This is a genomic window from Acinetobacter sp. FY683, from assembly GCF_059515885.1.
Genome location: NZ_JCAKNA010000008.1, coordinates 18,578 through 40,963 on the forward strand (window position 1 = coordinate 18,578; position 22,386 = coordinate 40,963).

Below are 22,386 nucleotides of genomic sequence, written 5' to 3' on the forward strand. Positions count from 1 at the left end.
ACGAATATAAAAACAAACCGTTATAGCTAGGACTACAACGGTTTATTCAGGAAATCTAAAATTAAATTAAAGCTTTTCTTTTAAAGCATATAATTGCTCAAGTGCTTGTCGAGGGGTGAGGTTGTCGATATCAATTGATTGAAGGTAGTCTAAAGCAGGTGAACTCTTTTCAACTTCAATAATACGTTCTAGCACTTCTGGTTCAGGCTCAATTGCAAATAAGTCATTTTGTACAGAAGATGTCACCAATTTCTGTTGTTGCTTTTCCAAAATCTTTAAGCGATTTTGTGCATCTTTAATGACATTGGCAGGAATACCCGCTAGTTTTGCAACTTGTAGACCATGACTTTGACTTGCAGGACCTTGTTGAACTTTATGTAATAAAATTAAATTGCCATTTAGTTCTTTTGCGGTCACGTGATAGTTATCAATACCCGTTTCTTTGCTTAGTTCCGTAAGTTCAAAGTAATGTGTCGCAAATAAGCATAAGCATTTAATACGCTTGGTTAAGTCTAAAACACATGCCCAAGCAAGTGATAAACCATCGTATGTACTTGTACCACGTCCAACTTCATCCATAAGAACTAAAGATTGGTTTGTTGCATGATGTAAAATTTGCGATGTTTCAGTCATTTCTACCATAAAGGTAGATTTGCCTGTAGAGAGGTCATCTGCGGAGCCAATACGTGTAAATACACGATCAATTGGACCAAGTACGGCAGATTGAGCAGGAACATAACAGCCACAATATGCCAATAATACTATGAGCGCTGTTTGACGCATAAAGGTCGATTTACCGCCCATATTCGGACCTGTAATAATCGCCATACGATGATTAAAGTTTAGCGTTGTATCATTTGGTGTAAATACAGATTTACTTAACTCTTCAACTACAGGATGTCGACCAGCAACAATATTTACACCAATTTCAGGTGTAAATTCAGGTCTGTTCCAACTTCTTAGACGTGCTTGATGGGCAAAATTTGTAAGCATATCAACTTGTGCAATTGCACTGCTCATCATTTGTAAATTGCCAATATCCGCACGAAGTTCTTCGAGTAACATTTCAAAGAGCATTTTTTCACGTGCAAGCGCGCGAGACTCACTTGATAAAACTTTATCTTCGAACGCTTTTAGTTCTGGCGTGATATAGCGCTCAGCATTTTTTAATGTTTGACGACGAATATAATGATCAGGTGCTTGTTCTGCTTGAGCACGAGTCAATTCAATGTAATAACCACTTACACGGTTATAGCCAATTTTTAGTGTTGAAATACCTGTATTTTCACGTTCTTGAATTTCAAGATCAATAAGGAATTGACCTGCGTGATCTCGTATTTTACGAAGTTCATCAAGCTCACTATCAAAGCCTTCAGCAATTACATTACCATCACGTAATAAAACAGGCGGATTTTCTACAACGGCAGACATTAAGCGTTGATGTAATCCATGGAAATCGCCTAGCTCTTCATTAAGCTGCTGAAGTAATTTAGATTTATTTGCACTAATAATAGGTTGTAGTGCATGACGTAAAAAAGGAATCTGAGCACAAGTCTGACGTAATTGGACTAAATCACGTGGGCGAGCGCTACCTAAAGCGACACGGCTAAGTACACGCTCAATATCGCCAATTTCTTTTAATACCAAACGGACAGGTTCTTCGTGATAACCATTTAATAGCGCAGATGTCGCATCTAAACGATCATCTAAAATAGCGGTATCACGTAGTGGTTGCATCAAAGTACGACTGAGTAAGCGTCCACCCATTGCAGTTTGACATTGATTGATGAGTTGGAATAAAGCTGTACCATGCTCAAAAAGTGGCTCAATAAGCTCTAAGTTTCGACGTGTAACTGGGTCTAAAGCAATAAAGTCACTACTTTGTTCAAGTAGAATTGAACGAATATGAGGTAAGGCTGTTTTTTGCGTTTCTTTAGCATAGTGAATAAGTGCGGCAGCAGCTGCTTTTGCTAAAGGTAAATGATCTATACCAAAACCTGATAGGGTCGATACACCAAGCTGGTCGCATAAAGTTTTTTGTGCATTATTAATATTAAAATCGACATTTGGACGCTTTGTAATAGGACAGTCCAAAGTGCGTTTAATATCTTCAATAATATTTGGATCGATAATGTTTTCATCAATTATTATTTCACTTGGCATTAACCGTGAAAGTTCGATGCTTAATTGCTCAGTTTTATACTCTTGTTGCTGAACCTTAAAAATACCTGCACTTAGGTCAAGTAAAGCAATACCAATTTCATTTTGTTGAATACAAATAGATACTAAGTTAGAAGATTGGTGTGCAGTAAGAAGTGCATCATCAGTGAGCGTTCCAGGGGTAATAATTCGTACAACGCCACGCTCAACAGGACCTTTTCCTGTTACTTCTCCAATTTGTTCGCAAATTACAACGGTTTCACCTTTTTTTACAAGGCGGGCTAAATATCCCTCAGCAGCATGATAGGGTACACCTGCCATAGGAATAGGGTTGCCATTGGCTTTACCACGATGTGTGAGTGTAATACCTAGAATTTTTGCAGCTTTTTGAGCATCTTCAAAAAATAATTCGTAGAAATCGCCCATGCGATAGAACATCAATGAATGAGGATGCTGCATTTTTATTTTTAAGTATTGCTGCATCATCGGGGTGTGGTTGGAAAGATCAGTCATTGAAAGCGTCGTCATCACATTAATTAAGTTATTTATTCATTCGATTTTAGCAGTCTTTTTGCTAAAAACTACCTGTTAACAGTGCTCATTCTGTTATAAAAATAATCAAATGATTACGTCACTTATTAATGAGATTTTATAGCGATTGCGTCCTGCATTTTTGGCTTTATATAAATTTTGGTCTGCTTCTTCAATATAATCGCTAAGTAAATCATTTTGTTTAGGTATGGTGGTTACGACACCTAAGCTTACGGTAACGATTGGTGCGATGGGGCTATTGGGGTGTTTAATTTCAAGTCTATGTATTCTGTTTAAAATTAAATTCGCAATTTCTTCAGCTTTTAATGCTGTTGTTTGTGGAAAGACTAAAATGAATTCTTCGCCACCATATCGTGCTGCTATTTCAGAGTGGTTAAGGGTAAGGTCTTTTAATTCAGCTGCAATTTTTTGCAAACAGTTATCACCTGAAATATGCCCTAAACTATCATTATAATTTTTGAAATAATCGATATCTAGCATAATAACAGAGATCGCTTCTTGGTGTTTACAGGCTAAAGACCATTCTGCTTCTAAAATCCGCTTTAAATAGCGTCTATTGGCTAAGCCTGTGAGTGGATCAAGGAGAGATAATTCTTCGAGTAATAAAGCTTGGTCTGATATTTCTTTTTGTGTGGTTTCAATAATACAGTTTTGCAGATAGTTTTCTCGATGTTGTCTATCTATGACATAACATAAAGACATACCTAAAAAGCTACTAAAAATGTAGGTGTGTAATAAATAGGTCCAATCTATATATAAATTATAATAATGTGAGCAATAAATTCCAATTAAACCGCCTAACCAACCTGCAATAATAGCCGTATAAAAACGTAGCCCAATAAAGCCATAGATAATGACAATGGTATACATCATGGCAGCATGTAATAAGGCTGAGCTATAGCTAGTGGCAAGTGCATTGATAATGACGAAAGTAATAGCAACAGCAGACATTGCTCCAATGCCAATATAAAAATCAAAATATTTTGACCATGACTTTTTGAATGAAAAAAGCCAAGCAATCACAATAGCAATACCCACCCATTTATAAAGTGATAGCCATAAATTTCTTAAATAAGGATCAAATATATTTTCATAAATACCCCAAGTTAGAAATGCATATAAAAATAAAACCAGTGGGGCGCGATAACGAAATTCTATAGCCGCAGCAAATCGATATTGTTCTCGATAAATATTTTCAATTGGTTTTGAAAAGTGTAAAAAGTTCAATTTTTTCGCAATAAATTTATCAATTTCGTTGCGAGTTAAATCTTTTGTACCGTGTAATTTCATATCGAGGTACTACTTATAATGTGTGAATTTGTTCTTATACATCTGTACAAATGAATAACATATTTAATTTGGTATATGCAAGTACTTTGATTCAATTAATTATTTTATATAATGAGTTATAAAAACTCCAATCTTAAATAAATGATTGGAGTTTTTATATTGTAGTAGGGCGTTATTTTTTATATAAGCCGAGGTCAACTAAGTGGAGTTTTAAGATCCGACGAAGTTCTAAAACAGCTTCAGGTGTTTCTTGAATAGAATGTCCACCTTTAATGATTTTTTCTGAAATTGCACCATCTAAATGGGCGCTTTTATAAGGAACTACATCATCGGTGATGATATTTATATCATCACTAGCAGTATTGTTACCGATAATACTGTGGTACTTAAATCCATCATAGGGCATAACATTTTTGGTAATTTGAGTAAATTTAGAATTATTACTTAAATCACTTGGGCCATTTTGAATTAATCCCTGACCGAGTTCTTTCGTGAAATTTTGTATATTGCCATCTTGTAAAGTATCTGCAAGTGCCCCAAGAAAAGCACCAGGAAGTTTAATAATTTTGCGGGCTGCAAGGGTAAACCAGCGATCAGCAAAAGCAGTTCCTCTATGTGGTGCAGAAAGAAAAATCGCACGACTAAAGTTAGGAATAGGCTGCATTTCTAAGCGTGCTTTAAACAAAGAGTCATCTTTAAATTCATTGGCACGATTATCATTTAATAATTCTATAGTGGGTTTAACGAGATTGGCATCACTTACAAGCAAGCGAGAAATAATTCCACCCATACTATGACCAATTAATATAGCGTCTTTTTTTGCCGATGCGGAAGGCGCAACTTGATCGAATGTTTGTGTGATAAGAGCATAAATTTGATAACGACTTTCAAGAATTGGCATATTGGTTGAATAGAACACTTGCCAAACTTGATAGTGATCACGTAAAACGGGGTCACCCATAATGTCATTTGTTAAGCGGACCCACGCTTCAGGACTACTGGCTAAACCATGGACTAAAACAATCACTTTTTTATTTGGATTATAAGGTTCAAGCATAAATAAGTGGGGCATAGTTACACGATCATCACGGTCAATCAGTGATAAGTATGCAGCGCGAACTAGATTATTTTGCGCGAGCCATAAACCATAAGGTGCAGAAAAGTTTGCAGCTAAAGGATACGATTTTCCTGCAACTGTCACAGTACTATGATCATAGGGATCATACACTTTTAGATTTAAGACTTTGCCATATAGAATATCGTCTATAGATGATGTGTTTTCTGGCTCAACAGTAACCGTAACAGCTAAATAGCGTGCATTGTGAATATTTGGATTGATGTCATTTGGGTATTTGTGATGCAGAGGATCTGTAATGTATTCAGTTTTTTTGTTCATTGAATTTTCATTAGGATCTTGTAATACCATTAAAAATTCAGAACCGAAACCATCTCGACGTGTAATTGATCTTAACCCAGAAAAGTTCATGTTATAGGTCGACATAACATTTTCAATTTTCTGTGTTTTGAGTAAGGGATAGTTGTCGAAATTAATCTTGTAAATACTATTGCCAACTTTCATATTAGGTTGAAATGTTGTGTATTTATATTTCAAAGCATGAGTATTTGAAAGCTTCGCAATTGCTTGGTTATAAAAGTCACGAATTTGAACTTGTCTATTGTCAAAAATACGATCATTGACATCACGTTTCGTTTTAAACATATAGGCATAGCTGTAACGAATACTTTGATCAAGCATGTGAAGCTGATTATCTAAGCATGTGTCGTAGGCTTGCTGAATAGCCTTTTGTTTTTTTTCAGAGCGATGGCTTGTTAATATATTTGTTTTACAGTTCGATGAGTTTTCGTAAGCAAGTGCTTTTGCTAAATATAATTCACTTGCAGTAGAAAGTAATTGTTCATCTTGAATTTGAGAAATTTCTTTGAGTTCTTTTACACAATGATCAGGATCATCAGCGCAAACTTTAGCATCTTGACCTGTCATAGATAAGACATTTAGACTCGCTTCACTTAATTTGTTCCGTGATAAAATACTATCACGCTCATTCGCAATAGTCGCATTGAGCGATACGGTTTTAACACTAACAACCTGACAACCTGAAAGTAGTAATAAAGTACTTATGGTTGTTAGGAATGTTATTTTTTTTATAAGTGGAGTCATAGACTTAATATATTAAATATGCAAATTTCATCATACGATTTTTATTTGTCATTTCAATCATCAAATATAAAAAAAGACCGTTTAAACGGTCTTAATTTAGTAACACAAAAAAAGTTATTTTGTCGGAGTTAGGACTTGCCACACATTCCAACGACCTTTTTTCTCAATTTCATTGATTAAGCGATCTGCAACATTTGCTTCTTGAGGATATTGAAGCTTATAGTTTTTTAGAACTTGAATCGCATTTTTCTTTTGTTCCATTGCAAGATAATTATTTGCAGCAGCTAAATAAGCTTCTTGAACACCAGATTTCATTGCTTTGTCTAGGTACGGAATTGCTTCACGTTGACCACCACCTTCAGACAAGGTAAAGCCAAACCAAAAGTTAAGTTCAGGATCTTCTTTATTTAATTTTTGCAGGCGCTGTGCGTAAGTTAAGGATTTTGTAGTGTAAACTGCGCCTAAATCTAAGTTACGTGCCATCGCACTTGCTTTAAATGCACGAATGAGCACATCAAAAGATGCATTATCTGGGGCAGCTAAAGTATCAAGTTGTTGTGTAACTTGTTTCATCTTTTGCTGAAAGCCTTTGCGTTCTTCTTTAGATGCAAAACGAGGTGGATAATGACGAGCTTTACCTTCAACTAATTGAAGAGAGTCATCAATTTCAGTGATATCTATTTGGTTGTTACCTGCTTTATCTGCATAAGTCATATTGCGAACTTTGCTGTTTGTTGCAGGAATAATTAATTTTTTTGTGCCCGCTTTTTTCAAGTCAAGCTCAAAAGTTGGGGGAGCTTCATAGTTAAATGGATTGAGTGCATAAAAAGGAGCAGAAAGAGTTGGTTCTTTGAAAACAATCGGGTCTTTGCTTGTCGGTAAAACTGAGCAAGCAGATAAAAGCGTTGCTGATAATACTGCACATGCCAACGGCTTAAGCATCATTATGATCATCCATTCATTTTTTTAAAGTGTGATTTAGAGTGTAATATTGCACATATTTATGAGTCTAGAAAAACACTCATAAATATGCAAGTTACGGCTTGTTAATTTATGACGTAAAACGATTATGCTTTAGATTGGCTACTTTGAGCCTCACATTCACGTCTAACATCTTCAATAATCTTAAGTTCTTCGGCACTAAAAGGCTGCTCTTTGACTTGCTGCTTTTTAAAAGTAGGATCAAGTAAGGATAAACGCTGACATAATGTATTCATGCGTTTTTCATTTTGTTGAATTCTATCTAATAAAACACGCATACCTTCAAGAATAGGGTCAGATTGGTCTTGTGTTGCTGCATAAGGTTGGAAGCCAATACTTTCAGCATAATCACGACGACGTGCTTCTTCTTCACTAGGTTTGTCTTTGGTAATGAAACGAGCAGGGTTACCAACAGCAGTTGTGTTTTCGGGTACTTCTTTTGTTACAACTGCATTAGATCCTACTTTAGAGTTTTTACCCACAGTGAATGGTCCTAGAATTTTGGCACCAGCACCAACAACTACACCATCTTCAAGTGTAGGATGGCGTTTGCCTTTATTCCAAGTTGTACCACCTAAAGTGACACCATGATAAAGTGTGACATCGTTACCAATTTCTGCTGTTTCACCAATCACAACACCCATGCCGTGATCAATAAAAAAGCGACGACCAATTTTAGCGCCTGGGTGAATTTCAATACCTGTTGCAAAACGGCTAAAAGAAGAGAGTAAGCGTGCAGAGCCTTTACAGTCTTTTTTCCATAACTCATGTGCTACTCGATGCATCATTAATGCATGAATGCCAGGATATGTAGTTAAGACTTCAAGGGTATTTCGTGCGGCAGGATCGCGCGCGAATACAGCATTTATATCTTCTTTAAGCTGTTTAAGCATTGGATTGATCCCCATTATTTTTCAGACTTCGACTGTTTCCATGTGCCATTATTTAGTGCTTGTACACGGCTAAATATGCCACGAAGTAAATGATATTCCATACGATCTAATTGTATACGACCAAATAGACGACGCAAGCGTAAAGGAAGTAATCGTGGGTTTTTAGGGTCTAAAAACTCAATTTCGGCTAACATTTTTTCAATATGCGGATAAAATTGTTCCATTTGTTCATGTGTGACAAGTGGTTCATCCCATTGCATATCTTCTGTATCTGTTACATGCATGGTTGCTTCTGGGTTTGCTTCTTTACCCATAGTGTCGATTGCAGCCATACGCATTTCATAACAAATGACTTGAATGGCTTGTGCGACGTTTAATACACCATAATCTGTATTGACAGGAATGGTGACATGAAAATTTGCAAGAGCAAGTTCTTCATTGGTTAAACCGCGATCTTCACGTCCAAAGATAACAGCAACTTCTTGTTTGTCATTCACAACGGCTTTTAATGATTTTTCAGCAGCAGGGCGCGCATCGAGTAAAGGCCATGGAATAGTACGACTACGTGCACTTGTACCAAATACAATGTGGCAATCTTTAATTGCATCTTCAAGTGTTTCAACAATTTCAATTTGTTCAATTAAATCTGTTGCGCCAGCTGCAAGTGCATTGATATCTGGATGTGGGTAGGTTTTTGGAGAAACCAGCACCAATTTAGATAAACCCATTGTTTTCATTGCACGTAATGCACTACCTATATTTGCAGGTAGTGTTGTATTGACCATGACAATACGCACATGGGAGAGATGTGCTGAAACAGCAGCATTGTCAATATGACTCATAATTTTTCCACTTTGACAGTCTTTATCTTAAGAATATTGTTCGGCTTGTGCCTGATATTGCTCCATTGCATCATCCATAGACATACCTTCAGGAGGTGGTGCAACTTGAACAGATTGAGCAGCTTCATAACTAACGGCTTTAGCTGCTTTAGATTTCACGTGATATTCGATATATAAGGCATCTTTGCCAAAATAATCACGAATTTTACTGAGAAGCTCATCTAATGGGGCAACTTTCCAATTGATCCCTAAATGTAGCTCTGTAGAAGCATAGTCAAAGTCTAGCTTGAGCTGGACTGGAATGTGAGTATGCATATCTACATTACAGTAAGGTAATAGTATATTTTGCAAATCTTTGTTTAATGTTTTGCTGATATGTTCAGGTGCCAATGTAATTTGAATACCGTTGGCACGTTTTTGACGAATTTCATTTAGATTGAATGCTTTGGTTAAACGACCCATAGGGCGGTCAAAGCCTTCACGTTCGTAAATTTCACCCTCAATCACCACCACTTTTTCATTTACAATCACATCTTTAAAACGTTGGAAGCGTTCGTGATTGGCTGAAATTTCAATACGTGCTGTGCCATCATCTAGTGTGATCATCATGCGATTCGGGAAGTTGGCAATATCAACCACTAAACCTGCAAATACAGTGGTTACACCACGCCGTGTTGGTGTTAATTCATTAATTTTATTCGATACGAAAGACTTCAACTCTGTTCTATAAACATCGATAGGATGTCCTGTTAAATATAGACCTAACGTGTCTTTTTCACCTTTGAGGCGAACTTCATCTGACCAAGGTTTTACAGGTTTTGCAGGTTTTCGTTGAACTTCTTCAACTTCACCAAATAAATCCATAATACCTGTTTCACGGTTTGAGCGTGCTTGTTCAGCAGCTTGCACCGCTTCAGGAAGTTGAGCCATTAAACTTGAACGCTCAATGCCTAAACAATCGAGTGCGCCTGAACGAATAAGTGCTTCTAAAGTACGCTTATTGATTTTTTTCAAATCTACACGGTGGCAGAAATCGAATAAATCTTTATAAGGACCATCTTGAATGCGTGAGTCAATTACAGACTGCATTGCAGCTTCACCAACACCTTTAATTGCACCCAAGCCATAAACAATAGTCGATGGACTACTTGCATGGAATTGGTAAATAGACATGTTAATAGAAGGAGGAAGGACTTCTAATTTGTTAATACGGCAGTCATCAATTAAAAATACAATGCTATCTGTATTCTGCATTTCCGAAGTTAGAACGGCAGACATAAATTCCGCAGGATAGTGTGCTTTTAACCAAGCTGTTTGATAAGCAACTAAAGCGTATGCAGCAGCATGTGATTTGTTAAAACCATAGCCTGCGAATTTTTCCATATAGTCGAAAATATGGTTGGCTGTTGCTTCATCAATATCTTTTTCTGCAGCACCTTTAATAAAGATTTGGCGTTGTTTCACCATTTCTTCAGGTTTCTTTTTACCCATCGCACGACGAAGTAAGTCTGCACCACCCAAGCTATAGCCTGCACAGAACTGTGCTGCCTGCATTACCTGTTCTTGATAAACCATAATTCCGTAAGTAGGCTCAAGTACTTTTTCGAGTAACGGATGTAAATATTCAAACTCGCCACCATGCATACGGTGAATAAAGTCAGGAATAAGATCCATTGGACCCGGACGGTATAACGATACAAAGGCGATAATTTCTTCAAATTTGCTTGGGCGTGCTTCCTTGAGCATTTTTTTCATGCCCACGGATTCAAATTGGAATACCGCTGTTGTATTCGCTTTTGCAAAAATTTCGTATGCAGGTTTATCGTCTAATGGAATATATGAGATATCAACGGGTTCGGTCACATCTGGGCGGGCATTAATATGCTTAATCGCATCTTCAATTACGGTTAAGTTACGCAAACCCAAGAAGTCGAATTTTACTAAGCCTGCGGCTTCTACGTCATCTTTATCGAATTGAGCAACACGCGATGTACCATCTGCATCACACATAACTGCCGAATAGTCGGTTAGTTTTGTAGGTGCAATTACAACACCACCAGCGTGTTTACCTGTATTTCTGGTAATACCTTCAAGCTTTAATGCCATTTCCCAAATTTCAGATGCATCATCGTTATCTGGGTTAGAAGGGTTGGTTACAATGTCTTTTAGTTGTGGTTCAGCTTCAATAGATTCTTCTAAACTCAAACCTAATGGTTTGGTTGGAATCATTTTTGAAATACGGTCAGCTAAACCATAAGACTTACCTAATACGCGAGCAACATCTCGAATCGCCCCTTTGGCTGCCATGGTACCGAAAGTTGCAATTTGCGATACTGCTTCACGTCCATAAGTTCGAGCAACATAGTCAATGACACGGTCACGACCTGCAATACAGAAATCGACGTCGAAATCGGGCATCGATACACGTTCAGGGTTTAAGAAACGTTCGAAAAGTAAGTCGTAACGTAATGGATCAAGATCGGTAATTTTTAAGCTATATGCAACCAGTGAACCTGCACCTGAACCACGCCCCGGACCTACAGGTACACCATTACCTTTAGACCATTGAATAAAGTCCATAACAATAAGGAAGTAGCCTGGGAAACCCATGTCTAGAATAATTTTAATTTCAAAGGCTAAGCGTTCATCGTATGGTTTGCGAACTTCAGCCCAATCTTCACCACGTTTTTCAATTGGATAGAGGAAATCTAAACGTTCTTCTAAGCCGACTTCACACAAATGTGCAAAGTAAGTGTCAATGGTATGACCTTCAGGAATTGGATAATCGGGTAGGTCATTGAAACCTAAGCGTAGTGTTACGTTACAGCGCTTTGCAATGTGATAGGTGTTTTCAATAGCAGTGGGAATATCTGAAAATAGCTCAACCATTTGTTCAGATGTTTTGAAATATTGTTCAGGGGTGTAATTTTTAGGACGACGACTATCACCTAAGACGTACCCATCTGCAATACATACACGTGCTTCATGTGCTTCAAAGTCTTCATTTCTAATGAAATGGACATCGTTATGAGCCACTACACCAATATTGTATTTCTTAGCTAATTTTACCGCTTCGTGAATAAAGTCTTCTTCACCAGGATGATTGGTCCGTGTAAGGGCAAAGTAAACACGATTACCAAATTTCGCAACCCATTCTTCTAATAATGGCTCAGCTTTTTGTGGGTTGGACGTGCATAGCATTTTACCAACATCACTGTGCATACCAAGTAGTAAAATTAGATCTTGGTGTTGCTCTAAAATTAATTCTTTTTTTACACAAGGGATATCGAGCTGTTGACCTGAAATATAACCTTCAGAAACGAGTTCCGTAAGATTACGCCAACCTTTATTAGTCATAGAAAGCAGAGTAATTCGGTGTTCTGCATCATTTAGACGTAAAATTGAACCTAAAATAGGTTTAATGCCTTTGCCTAAACATTTTCCATAAAACTTTACAGCTGCATGTAAGTTAGATAAGTCTGTAATTGCCAGTGCAGGCATTTGGTCATCTGCTGCAGCTTTCACAAGATCAGGTATACGAACAATAGATTCCGTAATTGAAAATTCTGTTTGAATACCAAGATGTACAAAGTGCATAAATGAGTCCCTGCAAAAACACCCGCTATTTTAGCACGCTCTACTGTTTTTCTGAGTGTAATTAGAATGAAGTGGTGAAGTTTTATCAAATATTTCATAGAAATATAACATGATCAAAACTTTAACAAATGAAAAAATATTAAATTGGTATCACTTAAATTAAATAATTTTTAACAAGCTGAATGTTTTTAATGAAAATCGATACAAAGACAAAAATAAAAGCCCTCGAAAGAGGGCTGTTATTTATCAATAATTCTGTCAGAGCATTATCTTAAGCGAGATAACCATTCACCTAAAGATTGAACAATTTGAACCAAAATAATGAGTACGATAACGGTCAAATAAATCACACTATCATCGAAACGCTGGTAACCATAAGAAATTGCTAAATCACCAATACCACCTGCACCAATTGCACCAGCCATAGCAGTTGCACCAATTAAGCTAATAAGGGCAGTGGTCAAGTTTAGAATAAGTGAGCTACGCGCTTCAGGAATGACAAATTTAAAAACAATTTGTAGTGGATTTGCACCCATTGCTTGTGCAGATTCAACAATGCCGCTATTTACTTCTAAAAGAGAAGACTCCACTAAACGACCAATATATGGACCCACATAAATAGTCAGGGGAACAATGGCAGCCCATGTACCAATAGTTGTGCCGGTAATGAACTTTGTTAAAGGATAAACTGCAATCATTAAAATAATAAAAGGAAGTGAACGAAGAGCATTCACAATTGGGTTTAACGCCGTGTAAATTGCTTTGTTCGGCAAAATCCCATCTGGGCGTGTTGCGACTAAAGCAATACCTTGAACAAAGCCCCAGATCGTACCGAAAATCATTGAGAAGAACACCATATTTAGGGTTTCTTGCAATGCGGTAACAAACTGATCCATTGAAACAGAGCTAGTCCAAAATGGTGCTGTTAAAGAGGTTAGCAATTGCACTATTAAATCTCTCATGCGATTACTCCAGCTTGCTCAACTTGCACGCCACTTTCTTGAAGGAATTGAAGCGTATTTTGGATCGTATCATCTTGCCCTAAAAGCTGAATGAACATTTGACCAATAACTGTGCCATTAATTTCAGTCATATTGGCAAAAAGAATATTTAAACTTACATCAAACTTTTTAATCGCTGCTTGAATAACAGTTTCTTGAGCAGAACTACCTAAGAATTTTAAGCAATAAATACTGTTGGCATTTTTATTTGCCAAGTTATTTAGAATATTCACAGGAAGCTGTTGCTGTAAAACAGTTTGAATAAAGTTTTTAGTGGTTGGATGCTGTGGCTGACTAAAGATTTCTAAAGTAGAACCCGTTTCAATCACTTTACCTTGTTCCATTACGGCAACATAGTCACACACAGACTCAATAACGTCCATTTCATGCGTAACCATTACAATAGTAATACCTTGTTCTTTATTAATTTTCTTCAATAGTTCTAGAACAGATTTTGTTGTTTGTGGGTCAAGCGCAGAAGTTGCTTCATCGCATAATAAAATTTTAGGATGATTGGCAAGAGCGCGAGCAATACCTACACGTTGCTTTTGACCACCAGATAATTCATCAGGGTAGGCATTGGCTTTATGTTTTAGATCAATAAACTCTAATAATTCATTTAAGCGTTTTTCACGTTCTGCTTTGCTATAGCCTAATAATTTCATAGGCATTTCAATATTTGCTGCAACAGTTTTTGTTTGCAATAAGTTGAAGTGCTGGAAAATCATCCCAATATTGGCACGTTCGGTACGAAGCTGTGCAGGAGTTAAAGCTGTGAAATCGGTTTGATTAATAATCACCTGACCGTCATTTGGACGTTCTAAAAGATTAATCAGACGGATTAAAGTACTTTTACCAGCTCCACTATAGCCAATAATGCCAAAAATACTGCCATCTGGAATCTGAAGGTTAATTTGATCTAAGGCACGGATAGTTTGGCCGTTTAGCGTGTAATGCTTGGAAATATTTTTAAATTCAATCATATCGTCTAAATTAATCTAAAATGAAAAACAGGCAAAGTGTCTTTGCCTGTTTTAGTTATTCTTAATTATATTACTATTTAGATTCAGTTAAATAGCTGATTGGTTTATTTACGTCAACTTTAGTACCTTCAAATTTTTCTTTAATGAATTTTTGAGCGGCTTCAGTGTGATATAACGCACCAACTTTTTGTAAAATAGGATCATTTGCACGATCTGCAGAAGTCGCTAAAATATTTACGTTAAGTTTTGTGCTTTGGTCTACAGGTTCATAGAAAATAGAATCTTTAAGAACGTTTAAACCACCTTCCAATGCAAGTGTATTACCTAAAACAATCGCATCTACTTCGTCTTTAACACGAACAGCAGTTGCCATTTGAATTGGTTTAATTACAATTTCTTTTACATTTTCAATGATGTCAGCTGGTGTACCAGTTGCAGGGTTAAAATCAGGTTTTAATTTAATTAAGCCAGCAGATTGAAGAAGTAATAACGCACGAGCTTCATTTGCAGCATCGTTTGGAATAGCAATAGTTGCGCCTTTTGCGAAATCATCAACTTTTTTAACTTTGCTTGCATAAATACCCATTGGTTCTAAATAAGTTGTAGAAACAGGGATAATTTTATCTTTGTTCGATTCATTGAAAGCAACAAGATATGCATAAGATTGGAATGCATTGATATCAATTTCTTTATTTGCTACAGCAGTATTCATTGCTACGTAGTCAGTGAAGTTTTTCACTTTAAGATCAATACCTGCTTCTTTTGTTTCAGGTAGGCTTGCAATGTGATTCCAGATATCAGCATCTGAACCTGTAGAAGCCATTACAACTTGTTGTAATTCTGTTGAGTCTGTTTTAGCAGCTTCAGTTGCAGGTGCTTCAGGCTTTGAGCAAGCTGTTAAGCCAACTGTTAGACCTAGAATAAGTCCGAGAATTTTTTTCATTTCATCATCCTAAGTAAATTTAAAATATAAATTTACGATAACCAATGTTGGAGATATTGTTGTTTAAATAACAAGTTAAGGTTGGCTGTGTGCAACTTAATCGTTATTTAATAATCAATTACTTATATGGCTGTTTCCATACTAAACAAAGACTTTATAGGGAGTACTAAATAAAGGCAAATTTTGTTTGACTTGGAAATGTTCATAACTTGGTAATATCATAACAATAAATAATTATTCGATATAGTGATGAAAATCAGAATGCTTAGCTAATTTATTGGATAAGCGTTGTGATTTAATTTGTTAAAACCATTAAAAAACAATAAATTATGATTGTGATGATTTTAAATAGCTTAAGAATAAATGCTTTATTCATCTTTATAAGATTTTTTACGATATAAAGATGAAAAATGAATATAGGGTTTCCGTTGTGGAAAATCATATCTTAATATAATTTGTTTAATAGTTTGTTTGTTAATGATTGAAATATTTGGAAAAAATGGTGTGATTTATGTCGAGACAACAGTTGGGGATTGCAGAAATTTTAAAAAAATTAAATGAATATGATTTGATATCAAATGATCATGCGATTTTTTTAGGGGACATTCAAATAAAAACTATAAGCTTGAACCGTATATCTATCGTGATGAAATCATAAAAAATGAGCATATTATTTTTAAAGAGCTACTACTTAGATGCCCACAAGATTTTGAGCATTGTAAGACTACCTTTGAATTCCTAGTGAAAATGCAACATTACTCACTTCCAACAAGATTGTTAGACATTACTACAAATCCACTTATAGCACTGTACTTTGCTTGTCAATCTAAGTCTAAGAATGATGCTGAACTCATAATTATCAAGGTTCCTAAATCATCTATTAAATATTACGATAGTGATACTGTAAGTATTTTATCAAACCTAAGTCGTATTCCTTGTGATTTTTATATACCTAAAAGTATAGATACTAAGTTATTTTTTTCTTGATGATGACTTTGATGAAATGTGTGAGGAATTTAATAATCAGTACTGTATTAAAAAGTTAGTTTATGAAATACAAAGTGAAAAACTTCATTTCGAACCACGTATAGAACCGGATGTTCTCTCTAGTGTTTTGTGTGTTAAGCCTAGAATGGATAATCAGCGTGTTATTAGGCAAGATAGTGCATTTTTTCTATTTGGTATTGATGATTTTAAGAAAGATAAACCAGCTAAATTGAATGATAAGTTGATTTTAACCAAAGATCAGAAAATAATTATTCCTTATAGTGATAAAGCAAGAATAATTGGACAACTTGAAATTTTGGGGATTACCGAAGCAACTATTTTTCCTGAAATTGAAAAGGTCGCAACTTATATTAAAAGGATATACAGTAAATAAAGATAACCCCGCGTTTAGCGGGGTTTTTCTTAATCAAAATATAGATTAAGCATTTTCACGAGCAATTGCACGGTAACCAATATCTTTACGGTATTGAACACCATCAAACGTTACTTTTTCACAAAGTTCTAATGCTTTCGCTTGAGCTTCGCCAATCGTATTACCTAGTGCAGTTACGCAAAGTACACGGCCACCAGCAGTTACGATGTCGCCATTTTCATTGGCTTTAGTACCTGCATGGAAAACTTTAGCATCTGTCATTTGTGTATCTAAACCTGTAATGACATCGCCATTGCTAGACGTTTCAGGGTAACCCTTAGACGCTAAAACGATACCAACCGTTTTACGCTCATCCCATTCAGCCTCGGCAGGTAAGTTACCATCTAAACCTGCTTGAACTAAATCAACCAAAGATGATTTTAAACGCATCATAATTGGTTGAGTTTCAGGATCACCAAAACGACAGTTAAACTCGATTACTTTTGGTTGACCTTGTTCATCAATCATCAAGCCTGCATACAAGAAGCCTGTGTAAACATGACCATCTTTCTTCATGCCTTCAACAGTTGGACGCATCACTTCATTCATGGCTTTTTCAAAAACGTCTGAAGTTACAACAGGAGCAGGAGAGTAAGCACCCATACCGCCTGTGTTAGGACCTTGGTCACCTTCAAAAATACGTTTGTGATCTTGCGATGTTGCCATTGGTAAGATGTTGTCGCCATCAATCATACAAATGAAAGAAGCTTCTTCACCTGCAAGGAATTCTTCAATAACAACGCGAGAACCTGCATCACCAAATTTATTGCCTGCAAGCATGTCATCAATTGCATCGAATGCTTCTTGATTAGTCATTGCAACAATTACGCCTTTACCCGCAGCAAGACCATCTGCCTTGATCACGATTGGCGCACCATTTTTCTCCACAAATGCTTTAGCTGCATCTACTTCGGTAAATACATCATAAAAAGCAGTTGGAATGTTATGGCGTTTTAAGAAGTGTTTAGCGAAAGCTTTAGAGCCTTCAAGCTGTGCAGCAAATTGCGTTGGTCCCCAAACTTTAACACCTGCTTCGCGGCAAGCATCTACAACACCATTTACAAGCGGTGCTTCAGGGCCAACAATAATCATTTCTACTGCATTATTTTTTGCAAAATCGATAATTGCAGGATTGTCGAGAATGTCTAAAGCGACATTTTCACATTTATTTTCAGTTGCGCTACCTGCGTTACCCGGTGCTACAAATACTTTAGCGACTTGATCGTCTTGTGCGATTTTCCATGCGAGTGCATGTTCACGGCCGCCACTACCCAAAACTAAAATGTTCATCTTTAGAAAACCCTCGAAAATGAAATTCCGAAAAACCGAATGCGGTTTTAAAATCATTCACATCTTAACGCAAGATGGAAAAAAATACTGATGTAATAAACCCTCCTGAATTGAAGGAGGGTTTATTTTTTAAGTTTTACAACTTAGTGGCGGAAATGACGCATGCCTGTGAAGACCATTGCAATACCAGCTTCGTCAGCTGCTGCAATTGTTTCTTCATCACGCATAGAACCACCTGGTTGAATAATGCATTTAATACCTGCTTTCGCAGCGTTATCAATACCATCACGGAATGGGAAGAATGCATCAGATGCCATTACAGCGCCTTCAACCACTAAACCTGCATGTTCAGCTTTAATAGCAGCAATACGAGCCGAGTTTACGCGACTCATTTGACCTGCGCCTACACCAATAGTTTGACGGCCTTTTGCATAAACAATCGCATTAGATTTCACGTATTTTGCTACTTTCCAAGCAAAGATCATGTCATCAATTTCAGCTTCTGTAGGAGCGCGTTTAGTTACAACTTTAAGATCATCTTTAGTAATCATACCTAAGTCTTGATCTTGAACGAGTAAACCGCCATTTACGCGCTTGTAGTCAAGTTGAGCTTGACGTGCATCAATTGCTGGAAGTTCGCCACATACAAGTACACGTACGTTTTTCTTCGCACCTGTAACTTCTAAAACGCCTTCAGCGATGCTTGGAGCAATAATGACCTCAACGAATTGACGGTCTACAATTGCTTGAGCAGTTGCAACGTCTAATTCACGGTTAAATGCAATAATGCCACCAAATGCAGACTCAGGATCTGTTGCATACGCTAAGTCATAAGCTGCTTGAATGCCATCTAGAGAAACAGCAACGCCACATGGATTTGCATGTTTAACAATTACACAAGCAGGTTTAGCGAATGACTTAACACATTCAAGTGCTGCGTCAGTGTCTGCAATGTTGTTATAAGATAATTCTTTACCTTGTAATTGTTTTGCAGTTGAAACAGACGCTTCAGAAGCTGTGTCTTCAACATAGAAAGCAGCAGATTGGTGCGGATTTTCACCGTAACGAAGATCTTGTACTTTATTTAATTGAGTGTTGAATGTGCGAGCAAACTTATCAGCTTCGCCTTCTTCTTTACCAACACGAGCACCTAAGTAAGATGCAATCATACCGTCATATTGAGCAGTATGTTCAAATGCTTTAACAGCTAAGTCAAAACGAGTTGCATGGCTTAATGAACCTTCAGCTTTTAGCTCTGCAACAACAGTAGAGTAGTCAGATGCATTGACTACGATACCTACAGATGCATGGTTTTTTGCCGCAGCACGAACCATTGTAGGACCACCAATGTCGATGTTTTCGATTGCATCAGCAAGTGAGCAGTTTGGTTTAGCAACTGTTGCAGCAAATGGATAAAGGTTTACAACAACTAAATCGATAGCATCGATGTTGTGTTCAGCCATTACAGCTTCGTCTAGACCACGACGAGCTAAAATACCACCATGAATTTTAGGGTGAAGTGTTTTAACACGTCCATCCATCATTTCAGGAAAACCTGTGTGCTCTGAAACTTCAACTACGGCAACATTATTGTCTTTCAACAATTTGTATGTACCGCCAGTAGATAAAATTTCTACCCCTAGAGCAGCAAGTTCTTGTGCAAATTCAACAATACCAGTTTTGTCGGAAACAGAGATTAAAGCGCGTTTGATAGTCATGATCTTCGTCACAGTCTTTAAGGAACAGATTAAAACAAATTAGCTATATTACAGATAAAAAAAATGCCTGCGGTAGCCGCAAGCATTTTATCAGTTATTCACTCATTAAACCGTGAGCTTTCAACTTTTTACGTAAAGTACCACGGTTAAGTCCTAGAATCTCGGCAGCGCGAGTTTGATTACCACGCGTATATTCTAGAACCACAGATAAAAGAGGTTTCTCCATTTCTGCCAACACCATGTCGTAAACTTGTGATGGTTGCTCACCTTGCAATTGTGCAAAGTAGTGGCGAACTGCGCGATCTACGTGAATACGAAGAGCAACATCAGATTGAGCAGTAAAAATAGGAGATTTGCTATTCATGCGAATTAATCCGAAACAAATATCACTTGGGTAAAGTGATATATAAATATGGTCTATAAAATTTAACGAATATTCCGTTTTAGATCCTAAAACGGAATATTTTAAAACTGGTGTATAGCTTGCCACAACTCAGAGCTTTGGTCGAAATTTAAGCGTAACAATAGTTAAAGATTTGTTACAGACCATTCGTAAACAAAAAAATCTACTCAATACGCAATAAGATTCATAAAGCGCATTTTGTGGATGTAATTATGTTGTGAATTAAGCGAGGAGTTTGCAGCACAAAGCTTTCGTGGCGCGTATCATACCATTGTAAAAAGAAAAGTGAGCAAGAAAACTGCATTTTTTTTACTTTTTTTTGCAAATTTTAATAGTTTTTTTCAATATTCAGGGTCTAATGATTTCGATTTGGTAGTCATTGAAGTCTTTTTTAGCGATTGGGACAATAATATTGAAGTTGAACGGACTATTTTGCGGAATTCGCTCAACATCAATCAAACTTTTAATTAAGTATTCTTGAGGTCGATAGATATGTGAGTACACAGTTACATTATCGTTTAATAAGTTTACACGAATAAGGGGAAGTGCAAGGCTGTATTCGTTGTGGTTAATTACATAACCAGACAATTTAGTTGAATTAGGCTTGACTGAGGTTGCTTTGATATCAACTAAGTCGACAAGTTTGTATTGCTGAATAATGCTTTCACATTGAAAAACATTACATACTTTAACGTAGGCACTATTTATAAAGGAGTTGTTGTTTATGATTTTAGGGTTGGCTATTACGATTTGAATCAAGAAAATGATAATTAAAGAAAAATTAATAAGGCCCCAAATCGCATAATACCCAATGCCATTTTTTTTATCTTTCATAAACTCACTTTCTTTAGATAAGTTAAGTGAGGGTAATGCGTTAATGGGTTCTGGGTTGAAATAGTTTAAATTGTTTAAATAGGTTCTTAAGCTAATAGCTGAATTTTCAACTGTGGCATCAAAAATTTTGACTACATTTGACGCTAAAGTGGGCGTGTATTGGGTAATTATATCATTTGAGTCTTTTTCTGCTTCAGTAAACTGATAAGAAATAGATGTATCGAATTCTGTATGAGGTGTGTTTAAGTATGAAATTGCATTAAATGTAAACTCACATTTAGGACAACAAACCATGCCCTGAGCTGCAGTCAGCTGAGGTACAGTAACTTTATATGTCGTATGACATTCAGGGCATGTAGTTTGTTTTTCACTCATATATTATTCTATTGTTGTGCTATTAGAATGAATGACGCTTCCCAGAGATTCTGCACCAGTATTCGTCGCGTGTTTCTACTTGTAATATATCAAAAAATTCAGAATATACACTAGAAACTTCTTCAACTTGTTCTTGAATAACACCTGCAAGTGCAAATTCACTTTCAGATTTTACAAGAGTTGCAAATTGTGGAGCAAGCATCATTAATGGGCCTGCAAGAATGTTTGCTACAAAAACATCTGCTTTTTGGTCTTTTAATGTTTCGTTAAACTCATCAGGTAAACCTACGTATAGGTTTTCTAATACGCCATTTAACTCTGCATTTTGTTGTGTTGCTAATACAGCTTGTGGGTCAATATCTGTGGCATATACTTTTTTAGCACCTAATAAAAGGGCAGCTACACCTAAAATACCTGAGCCACAGCCATAATCGATGACAATTTTATCTTTAACATCTGTTTTGCCTAACCATTGTAAGCAAAGGAATGTAGATGCATGGTTGCCTGTACCAAATGCTAGACCTGGATCTAACTTAATATTTACTGCATCAGCTTCAGGTGGTTCCATCCATTCTGGAACAATCCAGTATTTCTCGCCAATTTGAATTGGTTCGTAAGCATCCATCCAAGTGCGTTCCCACTCTTGGTCTTCCATAAATTCGCTACGCATAGGTTCGGTTGGAAGTTGAGTGCGAATAAATGTTTCTAATGCAGCAACATCAATTTCTTCATCATCTTCTTGAGCGTAAATACCCGTCACAATCACTTTATTCCAAAGTGGTGTTTCGCCTGGAAGTGGCTCAAGCAAGTCTTGATTTTCAGCATCATCTAAAGTAACGCTGACTGCGCCAAGAGATTCTAAAAGAGTTTCGGTAAAATCGACTTGAGCTTGCTCAACAGTAATATGAATTTGTAACCACTTCAC

The 22,386-nt window shown here is 36.6% G+C and carries 17 protein-coding genes; 2 read left to right on the forward strand and 15 right to left on the reverse strand.

All coding sequences use genetic code 11. The features are described 5' to 3' along the window. Positions 1-66 precede the first annotated feature (66 nt). The 10 genes from mutS to AC5YDH_RS06125 form a co-directional block, all read right to left on the reverse strand. The gene (gene mutS / locus AC5YDH_RS06080) at positions 67-2,688 is read right to left on the reverse strand and encodes a DNA mismatch repair protein MutS (protein WP_496117694.1); all 2,622 of its coding nucleotides are present in this window, start codon (positions 2,686-2,688) and stop codon (positions 67-69) included. 90 nt (positions 2,689-2,778) lie between these two features. Then, positions 2,779-4,002, reverse strand: a complete 1,224-nt coding sequence (locus AC5YDH_RS06085; protein ID WP_496117696.1) for a diguanylate cyclase — start codon at positions 4,000-4,002, stop codon at positions 2,779-2,781. Positions 4,003-4,174: 172 nt separating this feature from the next. After that, complete coding sequence (locus tag AC5YDH_RS06090; RefSeq protein ID WP_496117697.1) at positions 4,175-6,181, reverse strand: esterase/lipase family protein; 2,007 nt, start codon at positions 6,179-6,181, stop codon at positions 4,175-4,177. A 114-nt stretch (positions 6,182-6,295) separates the two neighbouring features. Then, entirely contained in the window at positions 6,296-7,126 is an 831-nt protein-coding gene (locus AC5YDH_RS06095) for an ABUW_2363 family tetratricopeptide repeat lipoprotein (RefSeq protein ID WP_496117699.1), read from the reverse strand. Positions 7,127-7,248: 122 nt separating this feature from the next. Then, positions 7,249-8,055 carry a serine O-acetyltransferase gene (gene cysE, locus AC5YDH_RS06100; protein WP_496117701.1) on the reverse strand — a complete coding sequence of 269 codons (807 nt, stop codon included), beginning with the start codon at positions 8,053-8,055 and terminating at the stop codon, positions 7,249-7,251. A gap of 14 nt (positions 8,056-8,069) precedes the next feature. Beyond that, a complete protein-coding gene (locus tag AC5YDH_RS06105; protein ID WP_496117703.1) occupies positions 8,070-8,897 on the reverse strand; it encodes an RNA methyltransferase in 828 nt (275 codons plus the stop codon). Between the two features lie 27 nt (positions 8,898-8,924). After that, the gene (gene dnaE, locus AC5YDH_RS06110; protein WP_496117705.1) at positions 8,925-12,494 is read right to left on the reverse strand and encodes a DNA polymerase III subunit alpha; all 3,570 of its coding nucleotides are present in this window, start codon (positions 12,492-12,494) and stop codon (positions 8,925-8,927) included. A 266-nt stretch (positions 12,495-12,760) separates the two neighbouring features. After that, a complete protein-coding gene (locus AC5YDH_RS06115; protein ID WP_496117707.1) occupies positions 12,761-13,456 on the reverse strand; it encodes a methionine ABC transporter permease in 696 nt (231 codons plus the stop codon). Next, complete coding sequence (locus AC5YDH_RS06120; protein WP_496117709.1) at positions 13,453-14,478, reverse strand: methionine ABC transporter ATP-binding protein; 1,026 nt, start codon at positions 14,476-14,478, stop codon at positions 13,453-13,455. The genes AC5YDH_RS06115 and AC5YDH_RS06120 overlap by 4 nt, the downstream gene beginning before the upstream one ends. A gap of 73 nt (positions 14,479-14,551) precedes the next feature. Further along, positions 14,552-15,421 (reverse strand): MetQ/NlpA family ABC transporter substrate-binding protein, encoded by an 870-nt coding sequence (locus tag AC5YDH_RS06125; protein WP_496117711.1) that lies wholly within the window; start codon positions 15,419-15,421, stop codon positions 14,552-14,554. 651 nt (positions 15,422-16,072) lie between these two features. On the opposite strand from AC5YDH_RS06125, the gene AC5YDH_RS06130 reads away from it, so the two are divergent. Both AC5YDH_RS06130 and AC5YDH_RS06135 read left to right on the forward strand, forming a co-directional pair. Continuing rightward, positions 16,073-16,408 carry an FRG domain-containing protein gene (locus AC5YDH_RS06130; protein ID WP_496117888.1) on the forward strand — a complete coding sequence of 112 codons (336 nt, stop codon included), beginning with the start codon at positions 16,073-16,075 and terminating at the stop codon, positions 16,406-16,408. 145 nt (positions 16,409-16,553) lie between these two features. After that, positions 16,554-16,802, forward strand: a complete 249-nt coding sequence (locus AC5YDH_RS06135) for a hypothetical protein (RefSeq protein ID WP_496117713.1) — start codon at positions 16,554-16,556, stop codon at positions 16,800-16,802. A gap of 45 nt (positions 16,803-16,847) precedes the next feature. On the opposite strand, the gene purD is transcribed toward AC5YDH_RS06135, so the two are convergent. The 5 genes from purD to prmA all read right to left on the reverse strand — a co-directional run bounded on the left by purD (position 16,848) and on the right by prmA (position 22,386). After that, complete coding sequence (gene purD, locus AC5YDH_RS06140; protein WP_496117715.1) at positions 16,848-18,131, reverse strand: phosphoribosylamine--glycine ligase; 1,284 nt, start codon at positions 18,129-18,131, stop codon at positions 16,848-16,850. 143 nt (positions 18,132-18,274) lie between these two features. After that, on the reverse strand, positions 18,275-19,849 hold the full coding sequence (gene purH / locus AC5YDH_RS06145; protein WP_496117717.1) for a bifunctional phosphoribosylaminoimidazolecarboxamide formyltransferase/IMP cyclohydrolase: 1,575 nt from the start codon (positions 19,847-19,849) through the stop codon (positions 18,275-18,277). Between the two features lie 94 nt (positions 19,850-19,943). Beyond that, entirely contained in the window at positions 19,944-20,213 is a 270-nt protein-coding gene (gene fis, locus AC5YDH_RS06150; RefSeq protein ID WP_001086304.1) for a DNA-binding transcriptional regulator Fis, read from the reverse strand. A gap of 387 nt (positions 20,214-20,600) precedes the next feature. Continuing rightward, positions 20,601-21,461, reverse strand: coding sequence for an MJ0042-type zinc finger domain-containing protein (locus AC5YDH_RS06155; RefSeq protein ID WP_496117737.1), 861 nt, complete (start codon positions 21,459-21,461; stop codon positions 20,601-20,603). Positions 21,462-21,483: 22 nt separating this feature from the next. Beyond that, positions 21,484-22,386 carry a 50S ribosomal protein L11 methyltransferase gene (prmA, locus tag AC5YDH_RS06160; RefSeq protein WP_496117739.1) on the reverse strand — a complete coding sequence of 301 codons (903 nt, stop codon included), beginning with the start codon at positions 22,384-22,386 and terminating at the stop codon, positions 21,484-21,486.